Origin of the sequence: Marinobacter alkalisoli (assembly GCF_045449795.1) — a bacterium.
GTDB lineage: Bacteria > Pseudomonadota > Gammaproteobacteria > Pseudomonadales > Oleiphilaceae > Marinobacter.
In genome coordinates this window covers 109,740-126,624 of record NZ_JBJJLB010000016.1, presented here as the reverse complement: position 1 = coordinate 126,624, position 16,885 = coordinate 109,740, and the positions used below count along the sequence as shown (strand labels likewise).

Here is a 16,885-nt window from a genome sequence, read left to right as displayed (position 1 = left end):
AAGCGCCTACAGTTGTGGTTAGTATCCAAAAACAACAACAGGATCATGAGGTAGATGGTATGGACTATAACTCTGAATTCAGGCGCTCGATCGACAAGCCTGAAGAGTTCTGGCGAGAACAGGCCGCAAACATCGACTGGTTCAAGTCACCCAACACCATCTGGCAGGCAACCGACAATGGTCATGGCGAGTGGTTTCCCGATGGTGAACTCAACACCAGCGATGTTGCCCTGGATGCCAACATCCGTGCCGGCCGCGGGGATCAGACCGCGCTCATTTACGACTCCCCCGTCACCAACACCCGGAAATCCTACACCTACCAGGAACTCACCGACGAAGTTGCCAGGTTTGCCGGCGCCCTGAAAGACCGCGGCATCGTTAAGGGCGACCGGGTTATCATCTACATGCCGATGATTCCGGAAGCGGTTATCGCCATGCTCGGCTGCGCACGTATCGGCGCCATTCACTCCGTGGTGTTTGGCGGATTTGCCGCCCATGAACTGGCCGTTCGCATCGACGACGCCCATCCCAAGGCGATCATTACAGCCTCCTGCGGCATTGAAATCTCCAGGGTGATCGAATACAAACCGCTGGTGGACAAGGCCATCAACCAGGCCAGCCACAAACCGGAATTCTGCATCCTGTATCAGCGCCCCCAGGCAAAAGCGTCCCTCGAGGCGGGACGGGATTACGACTGGAACGATCTGATGGCCAGCGCCCAGGCGGTCTCCCCCGTTGCCGTCAGGTCTACGGACCCGCTTTACATTCTCTATACCTCCGGCACCACCGGCAAACCCAAGGGGGTGGTGAGGGACAATGGCGGGCACGCCGTGGCACTGCGCTACAGTATGAAGCTGGTGTACGACGCGAAACCCGGCGATGTGTACTGGGCCGCATCGGACGTAGGTTGGGTGGTCGGCCACAGCTACATTGTCTACGGCCCCCTGTTTGCCGGCTGCACCACCATTCTCTACGAGGGCAAGCCGGTCAGGACGCCGGATGCCGGCGCGTTCTGGCGAGTGGTCCAGGACCATAAAGTGAACATGCTGTTTACCGCGCCAACCGCCTTTCGCGCCGTACGCAAGGAGGATCCCGAAGCCGATCAGCTGTCACGATACGACATCAGCTCATTGAAACGGCTGTTCCTCGCTGGCGAGCGCCTGGATCCCGCCACTTACGAGTGGCTGCGTGAACAGACCGGCTTGCCGGTGCTGGACCACTGGTGGCAGACCGAAACCGGCTGGGCTATTTGCTGCAATCCCGTCGGCATCGAAATGATGGCCACCAAGCCCGGCTCCGCCACGGTCCCCTCCCCCGGCTTCAATGTCCAGGTGGTGGATATGGAGGGCAATCAGGTTCCTGCGGAAGAGCAGGGACAGATCGCCGTCAAGCTACCACTGCCCCCAGGCTGCATGATGACTGTCTGGGGTGACGACGCCCGCTTCCGTAAAACCTACCTTGAGCCGATCAAGGGTTTTTACAGCTCCGGGGACGGCGGCTTCGTCGACGACGACGGCTATGTGTTTATCATGGGGCGGACCGATGATGTCATCAATGTGGCAGGTCACCGCCTGTCGACCGGGGAAATGGAGGAAGTGGTCGCCTCTCACCCCGCCGTTGCCGAATGCTGCGTGGTCGGCGCCCAGGACGAAATGAAAGGGCAGGTTCCCGTCGGCCTGGTTCTGGTCAAGGATGGCGCCACCATTGACCACGATGAACTGGAAGAGGAACTGGTGGAAATGGTGCGTGAGAAGATCGGCGCCATTGCCTGTTTCCGTCGGGCGCTGGTCGTTGAACGCCTGCCCAAAACCCGGTCCGGCAAGATACTCCGGCGGGTGATCCGACAGATTGCGGATGGGAAAGAGTACTCCGTGCCCAGCACCATTGACGATCCAGCCATTCTTGAAGAAATCAGCCAGCACTTCCGCGGCTGACCGAAACCCTGCCCGCAACGAACACCCTGGTCGGTTTCCGGCCGGGGCATTCGGTGACGATTTAATGACAAGCCGTTGTTTTTGCTGCTTTAAAAACCTTAATAAAAGTCATCAAAAAGCGTTGACGACCCCGAAAGTCGGTCTATACTGAAATTGCTGTGAAAATACAGTGGTATTTGGTGAATGCGCTCCAACGTCCTGCCGCAGTGCTCTTCGTTGTCCTTTCTTCAGTACGCTCGGATTTCTCAGCACCGGTTTCATCCCAGAAAACCGAAGGTCCCGTGAGGGCAAAATTTCAGGAATACAGGAAAGATCAATGTCTGATACAAAAACCGGCCACGTTAAGTGGTTTAACGAGTCCAAGGGCTTTGGCTTTATCGCTCAGGACGGTGGCAGTGACGTGTTTGTTCACTACAGTGCAATCAATGCCAGCGGTTTCCGTACCCTGACCGAAGGTCAGCAGGTACAGTTCACCGTGACACAGGGCCCGAAAGGTCCCCAGGCGGAAAACGTAACCCCGGTCTGAGGTTGCGGATCCGCCCCTTGCCCCTCACGGGCAATGGCAACAACCAGGCGTAAAAAAGAGCCGGCACATGCCGGCTCTTTTTATTGGGCGCCAGGGGTTTGGTCAGGCCCCGGCGGACTCCACCGCCTCTGCCGCTGTGGTATCAGCCGGGACACCAACAACCTGGGCCACCGCCGAGAACAGCGCCTGAAGGGTGGCCGAAGTGGTATCCTCCGCCAGTGCCGCCGCACTGCAATGGGCGCCGTTGGCGGTCAACCGGATGCAGGCCAGGGCATTGGCATTGGTCCCTTCGCCCAGGGCAAATTCATCGTATGCCTCAACAGCGATGCTCACTCCGTACCGCTCCTCCAGGGCCGCTGACACCGCTTCCACAGCGCCGAGACCACGACCTTCCAGCCGAACCGGGTGACTGCCCTCCCCCATGTTAACGACAGCCATCACACCGTCTTCGTCGCGGTGCAGGTCGTAAGAAGTCAAGGCCCAGGACTGATGCACCTTAAGGTATCGCTCTTCAAACAGGCGGTGAATGGTCACGGAGTCAATTTCACCGCCATTGACCTCGGCTTCCCCCTGAACCACTTTGCTGAATTCAATCTGCAACCAGCGTGGCAGGGTGATCTTATAATCACGCTCCAACACATAGGCGACACCACCTTTACCGGACTGGCTGTTGATACGAACCACTTCCTCATAGCGGCGACCCAGATCCCGGGGATCAATGGGCAGGTAGGCAACGTTCCAGACATCGCCATCCTTGCGCCTGGAGAGACATTTACGAATGGCGTCCTGATGGCTGCCGGAAAACGCCGTAAAGACCAACTCACCTGCGTAGGGATGGCGCGGATGGGTCGAAATCTCGGTACAGGCCTCAACAACCTCGGTAATCTCCGCCATGCCGGACAGATCCAGTGTCGGATCAATGCCCTGGGAATACAGGTTCATGGCCATGGTGACCAGATCCATATTACCGGTGCGCTCCCCGTTCCCCATCAGGGTGCCTTCCACCCGGTCAGCACCGGCCATGACCGCCAATTCGGCGGCCGCTACCCCGCAGCCACGGTCATTGTGGGTGTGGACGCTGATGCTGATGTGCTCGCGGTACCGGACCCGATCACAAATCCACTCTATCTGGTCGGCAAACACGTTGGGTGTTGCCATTTCCACCGTAGCAGGCAGGTTGATAATTACCGGCTGACCCTGATCTGGACGCCATACATCATTGACGGCATCAACCACTTCGGCAGCAAAGTCCAGCTCGGTGCCAGTGAAGCTTTCCGGCGAGTACTGGAAGGTCCAGTCGGTTTCCGGATGGCGTGCGGCAATGTCCTTCACCACGCGGGCGCCATTCACAGCAATATCCCGAATGCCGTCACGGTCAAGACCGAATACCTGTTCACGCTGTACCGTGGATGTGGAGTTGTAGACGTGGACAATGGCCTGCTTCGCGCCCTGCAGGGCCTCGTAGGTGCGTTCGATGAGCTCCGGGCGGGCCTGCGTCAACACCTGAATCTTCACATCCGACGGGATGCGATCCTCTTCAATCAACTTGCGACAAAAATCAAAATCCGGCTGGCTGGCCGCCGGGAAGCCGATTTCAATTTCCTTGAAGCCCAGCTTCACCAACAAATCGAACAGACGCTGCTTCTGGGCAACCGACATGGGCTTAACCAGAGCCTGATTGCCATCACGAAGATCCACCGCACACCAGGTGGGTGCTTTTTCAATCACACGATCCGGCCAGCGACGGTCTTTCTTGGCAACCGGCGTGAAAGCAACATACTTGCGATGATCAAATGCCATGACGTCTATTCCTTGCGCTGTTCTGGGGACAATCTATGTATGGTGTACAGACTAACCGGAAATCCGGGACAAATGATTGCTTTTTTTCACATCTGATCTACTATTTTAATCGTTTCTGCCCACATAAATAGATATGACGCAATATTATGCCGAGCTCAACCGAATCTCTCGTTAAAATCGACAAAACCGATCGCAGAATCCTGGAACAGTTGCAGCAGGACGGCTCCCTCACTAACCAGGAACTTGCGGACAAGGTGGGGCTGTCCCCCTCCCCCTGTTTGCGGCGGGTGAGGGCCATGGAAGACGCTGGCATCATTGTGCGTAAAGTGACCGTTCTGGATCACAAAAAACTGGGACTGTCGCTGACCGCCATCATCCTGATTGGCATGGATCGCCACACTCCGGAGCGATTCGCGGCTTTTGAAGAGCAGGTGGCGGAGTACCCGGAAGTTCAGGAATGCTATCTGATTACCGGCCAGGATGCCGACTATATGCTGAAAGTCGTGGTGCCCGATATGGACCACTATCACCACTTTCTTCTCAACCGCATCACCCGTATACAGGGAGTCAGCGGTGTTCACTCCAGTTTCGTGCTGCGACGGGTGATCGACAGCACAGCGCTCCCGCTAGGCTACTTATCCTGATACCGGGCAAGGATTAACATACGAGCTCTCGCAAATAAGCCCCCACCATACACTTGAGCTCATCAACCATAGGCCGCGCCTGGTCCTCCGGCAATGTCGCTGCAAGCCGCAAAACGGAGCCGGCGGACCTGGGCACCACCAGGCAAGCATTCCAGCGCCGATCGTCGGGAATGTGGGGGTACTCCTCGCTCAACCGGGCATCCAGGTCCCCGGCATTACTATACAGCTCCCGGAGATCCAGCTCGCGCAATTCCGGCATGGCCTCCACGCCACTCCAGATCGCCGAGTAAGCGGGCTCGGTCCTGTAAAACTCATAAAAGAGATCAATCAATACATCCGCCGCATCCACCAGATTGACCATGCCCAGTCGCTCCCGCAGCGCGGTTTCCATTTTCTCGACATGACGCTCCGCAATCGCCTTTACAATCGCGGCCTTGTTCGGAAAATAACGATACAGGGAGGCCAGCGACATACCGGATTGCCGTGCGATGGCCGACATGCTGGTGCTGTCCACACCCATCTCATGGAAAATCGCGGCGGCGTGCTCAAGGATGGTATTAACGCGTTCACGACTCCGGGCCTGGACCGGTTTCCGGCGCGGGGTGACACTAACGGATACGGCTGTGTTGTCTGCAGTCATATGGCCACTCGATCTGTACCTTGTGTGACAGGCTCCGTACAATAACCACCACTTTACGACAAATAAAGGTCCAGACGTGCCATATCTGGCCTGTCCATTAGTCTAAGAACCTTCACAACCTCAGACGGAAGACACAATGCGAGCAAGCCGTTTCCTGATTGCTACCCTGAAAGAAACACCCGCGGACGCCGAAGTTATCAGCCACCAGTTGATGCTCCGGGCCGGTATGATCCGCAAACTTGCCTCGGGCCTCTATACCTGGCTGCCGATGGGCCTGCGTACTCTGCGCAAAGTTGAGCGTATCGTGCGGGAGGAAATGGACAAGAGTGGTGCCCAGGAAGTGTTAATGCCAGCTGTGCAACCGGCGGAGTTGTGGCAGGAGTCAGGCCGCTGGGAGCAGTACGGCGGCGAGCTGCTGCGGATGAATGATCGCCACGGGCGAGACTTTTGCTATGGCCCGACCCATGAGGAGGTCATTACCGACCTGATCCGGAACGAGCTGAAGAGCTATAAGGAACTGCCGTCCAACTTCTATCAGATCCAGACCAAGTTCCGGGATGAGCGCCGTCCGCGCTTCGGTGTGATGCGGGCCCGGGAGTTCATCATGAAGGATGCTTATTCCTTCCATCTGAATGCCGAATCCCTGAACGAAACCTATCAGGTCATGCACCGCACCTATTGTGCCATTTTTGACCGCCTCGGCCTGGACTACCGTCCGGTACAGGCGGACTCCGGCGCCATTGGCGGCAGTGCCTCCCACGAGTTTCACGTGCTGGCATCGTCGGGCGAAGACGACATTGTCTTCAGTACCGACAGTGATTACGCCGCGAACATCGAGAAAGCCGAAGCTGTCGCACCTGCCGGTGATCGCCCTGCCCCGTCGGAAGAGCTGAAAGAAGTCTCAACGCCAGGCCAGCGTACGATCGACATGCTTGCGCAATTCCTTGGCGTTGACGCCTCCCGTACCGTGAAAACCCTGCTGGTCAAAGGCGAGGAAGACGAGAACGGCGAGTCTGGCCCCGTCGCGCTGATCCTCCGTGGCGATCACACGCTGAACGAGATCAAGGCGGAGAACCTGGCCGGCATTGCCGAGCCCCTGACCATGGCCACCGACGAGGAAATCGAGAAAGCGGTTGGCTGCAAGCCCGGCTCCATTGGGCCGGTTAAGCTGCCAGTGCCGGTCATCGTTGACCGCAGTGCCGCGCACCTGGCGGACTTTGTCTGCGGCGCTAACAAGGAAGATTTCCATCTGACCGGCGTGAACTGGGGCCGCGACGCGGAACTCTCCCGTGTTGAAGACCTCAGGAACGTGGTGGAAGGCGATGCAAGTCCTGACGGCAAAGGCACCCTGGAAATCCGTCGCGGCATCGAAGTGGGTCATATTTTCAAGCTGGGCAACAAATACAGCACGGCCATGAACGCCACGGTACTGGATGAAAACGGCAAGCACGTGATTGTGGAGATGGGCTGCTATGGTATCGGTGTTTCCAGGATTGTGGCCGCTTCCATCGAGCAAAACCACGATGACAGGGGTATTATCTGGCCCGAAGCGATCGCGCCCTTTGAGGTCGCCGTGGTCACACTGAATGCCCATAAATCGCCGACAGTAGCGGAAGCCGGGGAAAAGCTGTATGACCAGCTCCGCCAGGCCGGGTTTGATGTTCTTCTGGATGACCGCAAAGAACGCCCGGGCGTCAAGTTCGCTGATATGGAACTGATTGGCATCCCCCACCGCTTCGTGGTCTCTGACCGCGGCCTGGAGGCAGGCACGCTGGAGTACAAGGGGCGTCGCGATGCCGACAAACAGGACGTCGCCCTGGACGAGGCCCTGCCATTCCTGATCAGCGCTTCGCCACGCAACGGGCTCTGAGACAGGTATCAGGCAGGCGCGCTGGGGTCACTGCCCCAGTGCGCACTCCGGCGGAATGACGCCGGGCTCCATTTCCAGTGTTACACCAAACCGAGCCAGGACATCCTCTCGGATACGGTCCGCCAGCGCGAGTACATCCGATCCGCACCCCCCGGAATGGTTGATCAGCACCAGTGCCTGACGATTATGGACCCCGACCCGACCATTACGGAATCCTTTCCAGCCACATTGATCAATGAGCCAGGCCGCCGCCAGTTTTGCGCTGCCGTTACCCGGGTAGCCAGGAATGTCTGGATACGCCGCCTTTAACGCTTCCCAGACACTCATCTCCACCACCGGGTTTTTGAAAAAACTGCCGGCATTGGGGATCTGCTCGGGATCGGGAAGTTTGCGACGCCTGACCGCCATCACCGCCTCGGCCACGTCAAGCGGACTCAGGGTTGAAGCATCCTCGTCGTCAAAATAATTGGCCAGGTCGGCATACTCCAGGGAAAGAGGCCTGGAGCGGGAGAGCCTGAGACGCAGCTCAGTGATGACATAGCGCCCGGGGCGATGCTTGAACAGACTATCCCGGTAGCCAAATTCGCATTCTTCGTTGGCCAGCACCACCCACTCACCAGTATCCCGATCAAGGGCGGTAACACTGACCAGGGTGTCTTTCAGTTCCACGCCGTAGGCACCGATGTTCTGCACTGGCGCTGCGCCAGCCGTGCCGGGTATCAATGCCAGATTCTCTATGCCACAGTATCCTGCCGATGCGGCATAAAGCACCGACTCATGCCAGTTTTCGCCGGCCCCCAGCACAAGGACAGCCGAATCGTCTTCAACCTGCTCCCAATGACGACCGGCAATCGACATGCGCAACACCAGGCCGTCAAAATCACCAGCGAACACCAGGTTACTGCCACCGCCGAGAATCAGCGTGGCCAGATTTCTCCGGGCAGCCTCGTCCAGCAGAGACCTGAGTTCCTCGCCGGATCTGGCTTCCGCGAACCAGCGGGCGCTGGCCTGCACCGCCAGGCTGTTCATGGCCGCCAGGCTGACGTTTTCATCAAGCTCCGGTGAAAGGCTCAAGCCTGGTGCCTCCGTATCGCGTCCAGAAGCCCCTCGCTGGCGTCTTCGATCAGATCCAGCACAATTTCAAAACCTTGGTCCCCGCCATAATAGGGGTCGGGTACTTCGTCATGGTCACTACGGCCATAGCTCAGGAACAGCTCGGGTTCGGTGCCGCCATTCTGACGCCATATATCCCGCACATCCGCGAGGTTCTGCCGATCCATCACCAGAATGTAATCGAAACGCTCAAGATCGCTGGCATGGAACTGGCGGGCACGCAGACCGGAAATATCGATACCGCGCTGAAGGGCTTTTTGCCGGGCACGGCCATCCGGCGCGTTGCCGACATGCCAGTCCCCGGTGCCACAGGAATCAATATGAATCATGTCTTCCAGGCCCGCATTGCGGACAACGTGGCGGAATACGCCCTCGGCGCTGGGAGAGCGACAGATATTGCCAAGGCAGACAAACAGAACATTGACCGGTTTCTGCTCACTCATGCGCCTCTTGCCTCCGTTTCCATCCAACGCCTCAGCCGTTCGAGATCCGCGTCAGTATCCACCCCCGCCGGAGGCACCTGGCACGCTTCTTCAACATGAATGCGGGCGCCGTTATACAAAGCTCTCAGTTGCTCCAGCGATTCGGTCATCTCCGTAGGAGCAGGCGCCCATCGAACAAAGTCAGTCAATAACTGAACCCGGTAGCCGTAGATTCCAATATGACGGTAGTAATCCACATCCTCCGGAAGGTCGGCGTCTCCCAATGGCAAGCTTCCGTCACGCCAGGCATCCCGGGCCCAGGGTATGGGCGCACGGCTGAAATAGTGAGCCATGCCCTGATGGTCCGCCACCACCTTCACCACGTTCGGGTTCAAAACACTGGAGATATCGGTAATTTTTTCGCACAGGGTGGCAATGGCTGCGCGAGGGAAACGCTCCAGGTTATTCGCAACCTGATTGATCAGGGCCGGCGGAATCAGCGGTTCGTCGCCTTGTACGTTAACCACCCGTTCATCGGGCGCAAAACCAAGCACACGAGCTACTTCCTCCAACCGGTCGGTACCACTGGCATGGTCGAGCGACGTCATCACCACTTCCGCCCCGAAACCAAGGCACACGGACTCGATACGCTCGTCGTCAGTGGCAATGACCACTCGGCCGGCTTCGCTTTCCCCGGCGCGTTCGTAGACATGCTGGATCATCGGCTTGCCTGCAATATCAGCCAATGGTTTTCCAGGCAGACGTGTAGAGGCATAACGGGCGGGGATCACCACAGTAAAAGACATGAAACTTACCTATCAGCGCTTATCAAGGCGCTCGTCAGTGGACAGCGTTCGGGCTTCCGTTGCCAGCATGACCGGGATACCTTCGCGGATCGGAAACGCCATGGCGTCCTGATAGCAGACCAGTTCGGTTTTCTCCTGGTTCAGCTTCAGATCACCTTTACAAACCGGGCAAGCCAGCATGGCCAGCAATTTCTTATCCATTTTACGTTCTCACAGATTCATGAATAGTCAGGGAGCCGCTGCATTCCCGCACACGGGCCAGAAACGCATCGATAAATGCCTCAGGCAATTGTGCCTTTACCGACAACACCCAGGTATTGTCCGGTGCAAACTCCCGGCATTTTACTGCATCTTTGGCGGTCATCAGCAGCCAGGCATTATCATCGACCGGAAGATCCGACGCGCGGAACTTGTGGTGGTCGGCAAAGGCTGTCGCTGAAACCCGGGCCCCGAGTGACTCCAGTGTAGCGAAAAAACGCCGGGGATTACCGATACCCGCAATGGCATGCACCGGTTTGTCCCGCAGGCTGGCCAGCGGAGCCGTTTCGCCGGAACTGAGATTGCGCAAGGCTGCCGGCTCCAGCGTCATGGGAAATTGGGCAGGATGCTCGATCTCCTCCAGCATACCGCCGTTGGTCACCACAAAGTCGACACCCGACAGCCGATCCAGAGGTTCCCTCAGGGGGCCTACGGGAATTCCAGCCCCATTCCCGATGCCTCTTTCGGCATCGAAAACCGCCAACTCGATATCACGTGGCAACCGGTAATGCTGCAGGCCATCGTCACAAATCAGGATATCGCCAAGCTGCTGCTCAAGGGCCCACAGGGCACCGCGCTTTCTCTCGGGATCGACAACCACGGGGCAACCGGTTTCCAGCGCCAGCATGACCGGCTCATCGCCCGCCACCTCGGCGCGGGTCGTCTGATCAACTTGCAGGGGATAATGACCGGAGCGGCCACCGTATCCCCGGCTCAGGATCACCGGTCGCCAGCCATGTTCTTTCAGCAGTGAGACAAGCCGGGCCGTCAGCGGGGATTTACCGGTACCACCGGCCGTGATGTTGCCGACGACCACAACTGGCGCCGGCAACACCTCATCTTTCGCCTGCCAGGCTTTTCGCCGCCGGCTCTCGGCGACCATGCGATACAACCATGCCAACGGGTATAACGGCCACAATGGCCGGCCACGACCATACCAGAGCCTGTCCGTCAGCGTGGTCATGCCTGCTCGCTGAACTGCATCTGGTGCAACTGGGCATAGGCTCCGCCGATGGCCAGCAGTTCGTCGTGGCGACCGGACTCAACGATCTGCCCTGCTTCCATGACCAGAATCCGGTCCGCTTTTTCAATCGTTGACAGTCGATGGGCAATGACCAGCGTGGTCCTGCCCTGCATCACGGTTTCCAGCGCTTCCTGGATGTGACGTTCGGATTCCGTGTCCAGGGCCGATGTCGCCTCATCCAGGATGAGGATCGGGGCGTTTTTCAGCAACGCCCTGGCAATCGCGAGGCGCTGCCGCTGCCCTCCGGAAAGCATCACACCGTTGTCGCCGATCATGGTGTCCAGGCCTGCCGGCATACGGTCAATGAATTCCAGGGCGTGAGCCTTGGCGGCAGCGTCCCGGATTTCCTCACGGGTGCAATGGCGCAGGGCTCCATAGGCAATATTGGCGGCGATGGTGTCGTTGAACAACACCACGTTCTGCGTAACCAGAGCGATCTGGGCACGCAGCGCCTGCAGGCTGAACTCCTTGAGGGAATGGCCATCTATGCGGATATCGCCGCCGGTGTATTCGTAGAACCTGGGTAACAGGCTGACCATGGTGGACTTGCCACTGCCCGAGCGGCCTACCAGCGCCACGCTCTGTCCTGCGGGAATGTCCACGGAGATGCCGCTGAGCACATCATCCAACTGGTCCCGGTAGCGGAAGGAGACGTCGTCAAAGGTGATATCACCGTTCACCCGTGTCGGGCTGTAGGTGCCATCGTCCTGCTCGGGCTCTTCATCCATGGTGCCAAACACGTCGTGGGCCGCAGCCACCCCTTTCTGGATCTTGGCGTGGACAGACGTCACCTGGCGAATCGGCTTGGCCATGGTAGTGGCAGCGGTGATAAAGGCGATGAGCTCACCGGTGCTCATCTCACCACGAATTTCCGGCGCCAGCATGGTCCACACCAGCGCGGCAATAGCCACCGCCACCAGTACCTGAATAACCGGTATGCTGATGGCCTGGGTGGACGCCATTTTCAGGCTCTGCTTCAGGTTGCGCTCACTGACGTCGCGGAAACGCTCACGTTCGAAGTCTTCCCCGCCAAAGGTCCGTACCACGCGATATCCGGAGATGGATTCGGACGCCACATGGGTAATATCCCCCATGGACCCCTGAATCCGTTTACTGATCTTGCGGAAGCGCTTGCTCGCGTAACTGACCACCAGCCCGATGATAGGTCCGACCGCCAGGAACACCACGGTCAGTTTCCAGTTGGTGTACAGCATGAAACCGAGCAGGCCCAGTATGGTGAGCCCCTCACGCAGGGTGATCGTCACCGCATTGGTAGTTGCTTCCGCCACCTGCTCGACATTAAAGGTCAGCTTGGATACCAGACGGCCGGAGGCGTTGTCGTCAAAATAACGGGATGGCAGGGTCATCAGCCGGTCGAATACCTGGTTCCTCAGGGCATTGATGACCTGACGGCCAACGTAGCTGATGAAATACTGGCTCAGGAATGTCCCCATGCCCCGAAAGGCAAACACGCCGACGATCAGCAGCGTGAGCAGGATCCGGTTCTGTTCCGTGGGATTCTCAATGGCCAGGATCACGTATTCCATGGCAGCCGCCATGCCCGTGGAGGCGGCGGCATAGATCACGTTCCCCAGCACGGCCAGCGAGAACGCCAGCCAGAAGGGTTTGACGTAGGCCAGCAAGCGCTTGTAGGTCGCCCAGTTGGACGCTTCCTGTGGCTCGCTGGCGTCAGTGTTGGCGGTTTCACTCACTGCCCGTCAGCCTCCCGCTCAGTGGTAATGCTCAGCTTGGCAAATCCCAGGCGGCCAGCCACGTCCATTGCCCTGACGACAAACTCATGGGGTGTCCGGGCATCGGCCGTAATCACGTAAGGCAACGAGTTATCACCTTCCGAGAGTTCCCGCACGGCCCGTTCCAGGGTTTCCCGACGATTGTTGACGAGCGTTCGGTCATTAAGGATGTACTGCCCCTCGGCATTGATCACCACGTCGATTTCCCGCACCTCAGTTTCTGCGCGGGCATCGGCACTGGCCGAAGGCAATTCCACCTCAAGGTGGCTTTCGCGAGTAAAGGTGGTGGAAACCATAAAGAAGATCAGCAGCAGGAACACCACGTCAATCAATGGCGTCAGGTCTACTCCGACCTCCTGACTTCTCTGGCGCTTGAACTTCACGGCGTTCAGGCTCCTTCCACATCGATTTCACGGTCGCCATGGACCACTTCCACCAACTTGATGGCTTCCTGTTCCATACCCACCACCAGTTCATCAACACGGCGGATGAAATAGCGGTGGCCAATCAACGCCGGAATAGCCACACTCAGCCCCGCGGCAGTGGTAATCAGAGCCTCTGAGATGCCGCCCGCAAGATTGCCCGCGTTACCAACGCCGGCCAGTTGGATCTCTGCAAACACCTTGATCATGCCGATCACGGTACCCAATAGCCCCAGCAACGGCGTAATGGTAGCAACAGTGCCCAGAGGATTGAGGAAACGTTCCAGATCATGAATAACCTGACTGGCCTCATGCTCGATGCTTTCCTTCATGATTTCGCGGCCATGCTTGGCGTTCATCAGCCCGCCCGCGAGAATCCGGCCAAGCGGAGAGGAACCCTGCAACGCCTTGAGCTTGCGGCCATTCAGCTCTTTTTTCTTGATCCAGCGCCAGAGTTCGTTAATGGTCTGGGGAGGCGCTACCCTTGAGGGTCGCAACGTCCAGAAACGTTCAAGGATTATGGCAAGTGCCAGAATGGAACAGGCTACAATTGGCACCATCAGAATGCCACCGGCTTTCAACAGCTCGAACACGCTTGGTCTCCCTGATTGTTAACAAGCCGCGCTACTTTAGCATAGCTGCCGCCGCAGGCCACACCCGTTGTGTCACGGTATTTTACAATGCCCACCAATCCGTTACGGGCCGGCGAATCCAGAACGGGGCCGACTGTCGTTGCTCATCTACTTTCAGGCTGCTGCCGCCCATCCTCAAACGTATTGCGCCAGAGTACGCGGTATTCAGTGTCTGACTACCAGCCGCCCGGTAACGCTCTATAACCGAAGGATGCGGATGCCCGAATCGGTGCCGGTACCCCGCACTGAAGATCACCAGATCCGGGTCAAGCCACCGCACCCACTGGCCAGACGAAGAAGTTTTGCTGCCATGGTGCGGTGCCAGCACAACCCGGTAGGCCTCCGGGTCGGTCAGCCTGGCGAAGTGAGGCTGACCCGGCATGCCAGATTCCACTGTTCTGGTGATATCACCTGGCATCAACATCTGGAAAGAGCGATCCGCAGTGGTGATGGTAACGACGCAGGACGTATCGTTCGCGTCTGTGGCCGTCGTTACTTCCGGCTGTTGCCAAAAATCCAGGGTGAGCTCACCGACAGTCCGGCTCAGACCCCGGGAGCAGACCAGTGGCACAGGTCCGCCCCCACCCGAACGTTCGGCCACCCGGCCCGGCTCCCCGGTAATGGTTTCCGACACCGGGACGGAATCAAACAACAGAGGCAAGCCGCCGGCGTGGTCACTGTCGCCGTGACTGATCACCAGGGTATTGATGACGCCGACGCCCAGATTCGACAGATTGGGAACCAAGACCGACTCAACGGCGGAGAAAACACCGGGAATGGAAGGCCCGGTATCGTAGAGCAGCACCTGGTCCTGATGACGAACAAGCACCGACAACCCCTGACCAACGTCCCATACCCAGACCTCCGGCACCTCCACCCAACGGTTGCCGTTGCGCCCCTCAAACTGGGACAACAGCAGCCAGGGCACCATCGCCAGAACAACCAACAGGCGGATTCGCAATGACGGGACTACCAGGGCAAGGATGGCCAGCGCCGCAACCCCCAGGGTGGCGGGAACACCGGGGTTACCAGCCGGCAGGTCCAGGGTGGACAACCACTCCAACACGCTCCACAACACCCCTAGCACCAGGTCAAAGCAGCCCAGCACCCACGACTGACTCACCGGCAGCAGCGATATCAGCGCTGCGCCAGCCATCAACACCGGCATGACGACAACCGACACCCAGGGAATGGCGAACACATTGGCCAGCAGACCCGAGACAGGCTGCCCCTGCCCCAGCGCGGACAATACCGGCCACAGGCCGGCAAACACGGCTACCTGCGCAAGCGTCAGGGCCCCGGCCCAGCCCGGGGAGGACAAACGCCGGGAAAACACCAGCACCAGCACCGTAACGGCACCAAAGGATAACCAGAATCCCTGATCAAGCGGAGAAAACGGATCTGCCAGCAGCACCAGGAAAAGAGCGAGCACCAATCCCCGCCAGGGCGACACCTGGCGGCCATGAATCACCACCCAGCCAGCAACCAGCACCATAACCAGTGCCCGGCGTGTGGGCACCGTAAAACCGGCGGCCAGGCTGTAGGCTATGCTGGCCAGGGCAACGGAGATATAGACCAGATACCGCCCGTAACGTGGCGCAAGCGCCGGCCCCGGCAACCAGAGCAGCAATCGGCGGACCAGAAACCCCGCGCCGAGGGCGATCAAGCCAAGGTGAAGACCGGAGATGGCCACCAGATGGATCGTACCGGTAGCCTTCAAAACCTCCCAATGGCCAAGCGTCATTTCGCCCCGATACCCGATCAAGAGGGAAGCCACCAACGGGTAGTGCCTGGCCTCACCCATATTGGCGTCCACGGCATCGGCCAACTGTTGACGCCAGGCCATATAGCGGCAATGCAGGCCGCATGGCACCGAGGGATCGGAATCAACGCCCCGTATTGTCCCTGTCGCGCGGAAGCCTTTGCGGTACAGCCAGGTTTCATACCGGAATCCGGCGGGGTTGATCGCCCCATGCGGCTGCTTGAGCACAACCTTCAGGCGAAGCCGGTGTCCCGGAAGGGATTGCTCCTCGCGACCATACCATGCCAGCCTTACCTTGGCGGGCAACGTGGTGTCGTTTCCCCTGAATTCTTCTGGAAGACGCCAGCGGGTCACACAAAAACTGAACCTGAGACTGTTAAAACTTCCTTCCGTGGGAATTTCACACACGTAGCCCGAAACGTCGACGACCTCGCCTTCCAGCTCAGTCGGGAGAGTAAGTTGCAGGCGGTCTGATGCATGCCAGGATGACCAGGCCAGGCCAGCCAGCAGCCAGACGAAGAACATGAGCACGGTGGACACCCGCCGCGAGGTCGACGCAAAACGCCCATAAAGTACTGACAACAGGGCAACAATCAGCCACTTCAGAGGTGGCACGACCGGGAGGGTATAAAGTAAGATAACGCCGCAGGCAAACGCGACAAGACTTCCGGACAATCCATGTCCTCCTGATTATTCCAAAGCACCGGATACTCACTGTATCCCGGGCTGTCATTCTTAGCAGGCAGAACTTCCAGATGCCAAAGAAGTTCATGAAACGATACCTACCAACGCCCGATCGAGTCAGGGCGATGGAGTCGCTGCGATTTCTCGGCGACATCCTTCATGAACCCAACCTCTGGCACATTAACCGTCACAGTGTTTCCCGCGCCTTCCTGGTGGGGATTTTCCTGTGCTTTATTCCGATGCCGTTCCAGATGCTGGCCGCTGCTTTTTTCGCCATCTGGTTCAACGCCAACCTGCCCCTGTCCGTGGTGCTGGTCTGGATCAGCAACCCACTGACCATGCCACCGATGTTCTACTTCAGTTACAAAATCGGCGCCTGGATCCTGGACCGGCCGGTACTGAATTTTGAATTCCAGGCTTCCTGGTCGTGGATCAGTGAACGCATCCTGGATATCGGCATTCCGCTTTACCTGGGCTCACTGATCGTCGCCACCCTGTCAGCCTGTCTGGCCTACCTGTCCATACAGTTCCTGTGGCGCCGGAAGGTGCGGTCCGACTGGCAGGAGCGGCGCTTCCTGCGCCGCCGCAAGCGCTAGA

At 58.5% G+C, this 16,885-nt stretch carries 16 protein-coding genes; 5 read left to right on the top strand and 11 right to left on the bottom strand.

Features of this window, described 5'->3' with window-relative positions; genetic code table 11:
- Window positions 1-14: 14 nt before the first annotated feature.
- Window positions 15-1,934, top strand: a complete 1,920-nt coding sequence (locus ACJO3M_RS05205; protein ID WP_407000306.1) for a propionyl-CoA synthetase — start codon at window positions 15-17, stop codon at window positions 1,932-1,934.
- Between the two features lie 316 nt (window positions 1,935-2,250).
- Window positions 2,251-2,460 carry a cold-shock protein gene (locus ACJO3M_RS05200; RefSeq protein ID WP_008169155.1) on the top strand — a complete coding sequence of 70 codons (210 nt, stop codon included), beginning with the start codon at window positions 2,251-2,253 and terminating at the stop codon, window positions 2,458-2,460.
- Window positions 2,461-2,562: 102 nt separating this feature from the next.
- On the opposite strand, the gene leuA is transcribed toward ACJO3M_RS05200, so the two are convergent.
- A complete protein-coding gene (leuA, locus tag ACJO3M_RS05195; protein ID WP_407000305.1) occupies window positions 2,563-4,260 on the bottom strand; it encodes a 2-isopropylmalate synthase in 1,698 nt (565 codons plus the stop codon).
- Window positions 4,261-4,406: 146 nt separating this feature from the next.
- Here leuA and ACJO3M_RS05190 point away from each other — a divergent pair, with 146 nt between their 5' ends.
- A complete protein-coding gene (locus ACJO3M_RS05190; RefSeq protein WP_407000304.1) occupies window positions 4,407-4,904 on the top strand; it encodes an Lrp/AsnC family transcriptional regulator in 498 nt (165 codons plus the stop codon).
- Between the two features lie 13 nt (window positions 4,905-4,917).
- On the opposite strand, the gene ACJO3M_RS05185 is transcribed toward ACJO3M_RS05190, so the two are convergent.
- The gene (locus ACJO3M_RS05185) at window positions 4,918-5,544 is read right to left on the bottom strand and encodes a TetR/AcrR family transcriptional regulator (protein WP_407000303.1); all 627 of its coding nucleotides are present in this window, start codon (window positions 5,542-5,544) and stop codon (window positions 4,918-4,920) included.
- 136 nt (window positions 5,545-5,680) lie between these two features.
- On the opposite strand from ACJO3M_RS05185, the gene ACJO3M_RS05180 reads away from it, so the two are divergent.
- Window positions 5,681-7,414, top strand: coding sequence for a proline--tRNA ligase (locus tag ACJO3M_RS05180; protein WP_407000302.1), 1,734 nt, complete (start codon window positions 5,681-5,683; stop codon window positions 7,412-7,414).
- A gap of 27 nt (window positions 7,415-7,441) precedes the next feature.
- Here the strand turns inward: ACJO3M_RS05180 and murB are convergent, their stop codons facing one another.
- From murB to ACJO3M_RS05135, 9 genes are all read right to left on the bottom strand, one after another.
- The gene (gene murB / locus ACJO3M_RS05175; RefSeq protein ID WP_407000301.1) at window positions 7,442-8,488 is read right to left on the bottom strand and encodes a UDP-N-acetylmuramate dehydrogenase; all 1,047 of its coding nucleotides are present in this window, start codon (window positions 8,486-8,488) and stop codon (window positions 7,442-7,444) included.
- On the bottom strand, window positions 8,485-8,970 hold the full coding sequence (locus ACJO3M_RS05170; protein ID WP_407000300.1) for a low molecular weight protein-tyrosine-phosphatase: 486 nt from the start codon (window positions 8,968-8,970) through the stop codon (window positions 8,485-8,487). Before ACJO3M_RS05170 ends, murB begins: the two co-directional genes overlap by 4 nt.
- Complete coding sequence (gene kdsB, locus ACJO3M_RS05165; protein WP_407000299.1) at window positions 8,967-9,755, bottom strand: 3-deoxy-manno-octulosonate cytidylyltransferase; 789 nt, start codon at window positions 9,753-9,755, stop codon at window positions 8,967-8,969. The genes ACJO3M_RS05170 and kdsB overlap by 4 nt, the downstream gene beginning before the upstream one ends.
- 12 nt (window positions 9,756-9,767) lie before the next feature.
- Window positions 9,768-9,956: a Trm112 family protein gene (locus ACJO3M_RS05160; protein WP_406985052.1), complete on the bottom strand. Its 189-nt coding sequence runs from the start codon at window positions 9,954-9,956 to the stop codon at window positions 9,768-9,770.
- Window position 9,957: 1 nt separating this feature from the next.
- Window positions 9,958-10,977, bottom strand: coding sequence for a tetraacyldisaccharide 4'-kinase (lpxK, locus tag ACJO3M_RS05155; protein ID WP_407000297.1), 1,020 nt, complete (start codon window positions 10,975-10,977; stop codon window positions 9,958-9,960).
- On the bottom strand, window positions 10,974-12,749 hold the full coding sequence (gene msbA, locus ACJO3M_RS05150) for a lipid A export permease/ATP-binding protein MsbA (RefSeq protein WP_407000296.1): 1,776 nt from the start codon (window positions 12,747-12,749) through the stop codon (window positions 10,974-10,976). The genes lpxK and msbA overlap by 4 nt, the downstream gene beginning before the upstream one ends.
- Entirely contained in the window at window positions 12,746-13,171 is a 426-nt protein-coding gene (locus tag ACJO3M_RS05145; protein ID WP_407000295.1) for an ExbD/TolR family protein, read from the bottom strand. The genes msbA and ACJO3M_RS05145 overlap by 4 nt, the downstream gene beginning before the upstream one ends.
- Before the next feature lie 5 nt (window positions 13,172-13,176).
- The gene (gene pocA / locus ACJO3M_RS05140; RefSeq protein WP_127332786.1) at window positions 13,177-13,803 is read right to left on the bottom strand and encodes a flagellar polar localization protein PocA; all 627 of its coding nucleotides are present in this window, start codon (window positions 13,801-13,803) and stop codon (window positions 13,177-13,179) included.
- 82 nt (window positions 13,804-13,885) lie between these two features.
- Complete coding sequence (locus tag ACJO3M_RS05135; RefSeq protein ID WP_407000291.1) at window positions 13,886-16,279, bottom strand: DNA internalization-related competence protein ComEC/Rec2; 2,394 nt, start codon at window positions 16,277-16,279, stop codon at window positions 13,886-13,888.
- Between the two features lie 80 nt (window positions 16,280-16,359).
- On the opposite strand from ACJO3M_RS05135, the gene ACJO3M_RS05130 reads away from it, so the two are divergent.
- A complete protein-coding gene (locus ACJO3M_RS05130; protein WP_406985046.1) occupies window positions 16,360-16,884 on the top strand; it encodes a DUF2062 domain-containing protein in 525 nt (174 codons plus the stop codon).
- Window position 16,885: the final 1 nt, after the last annotated feature.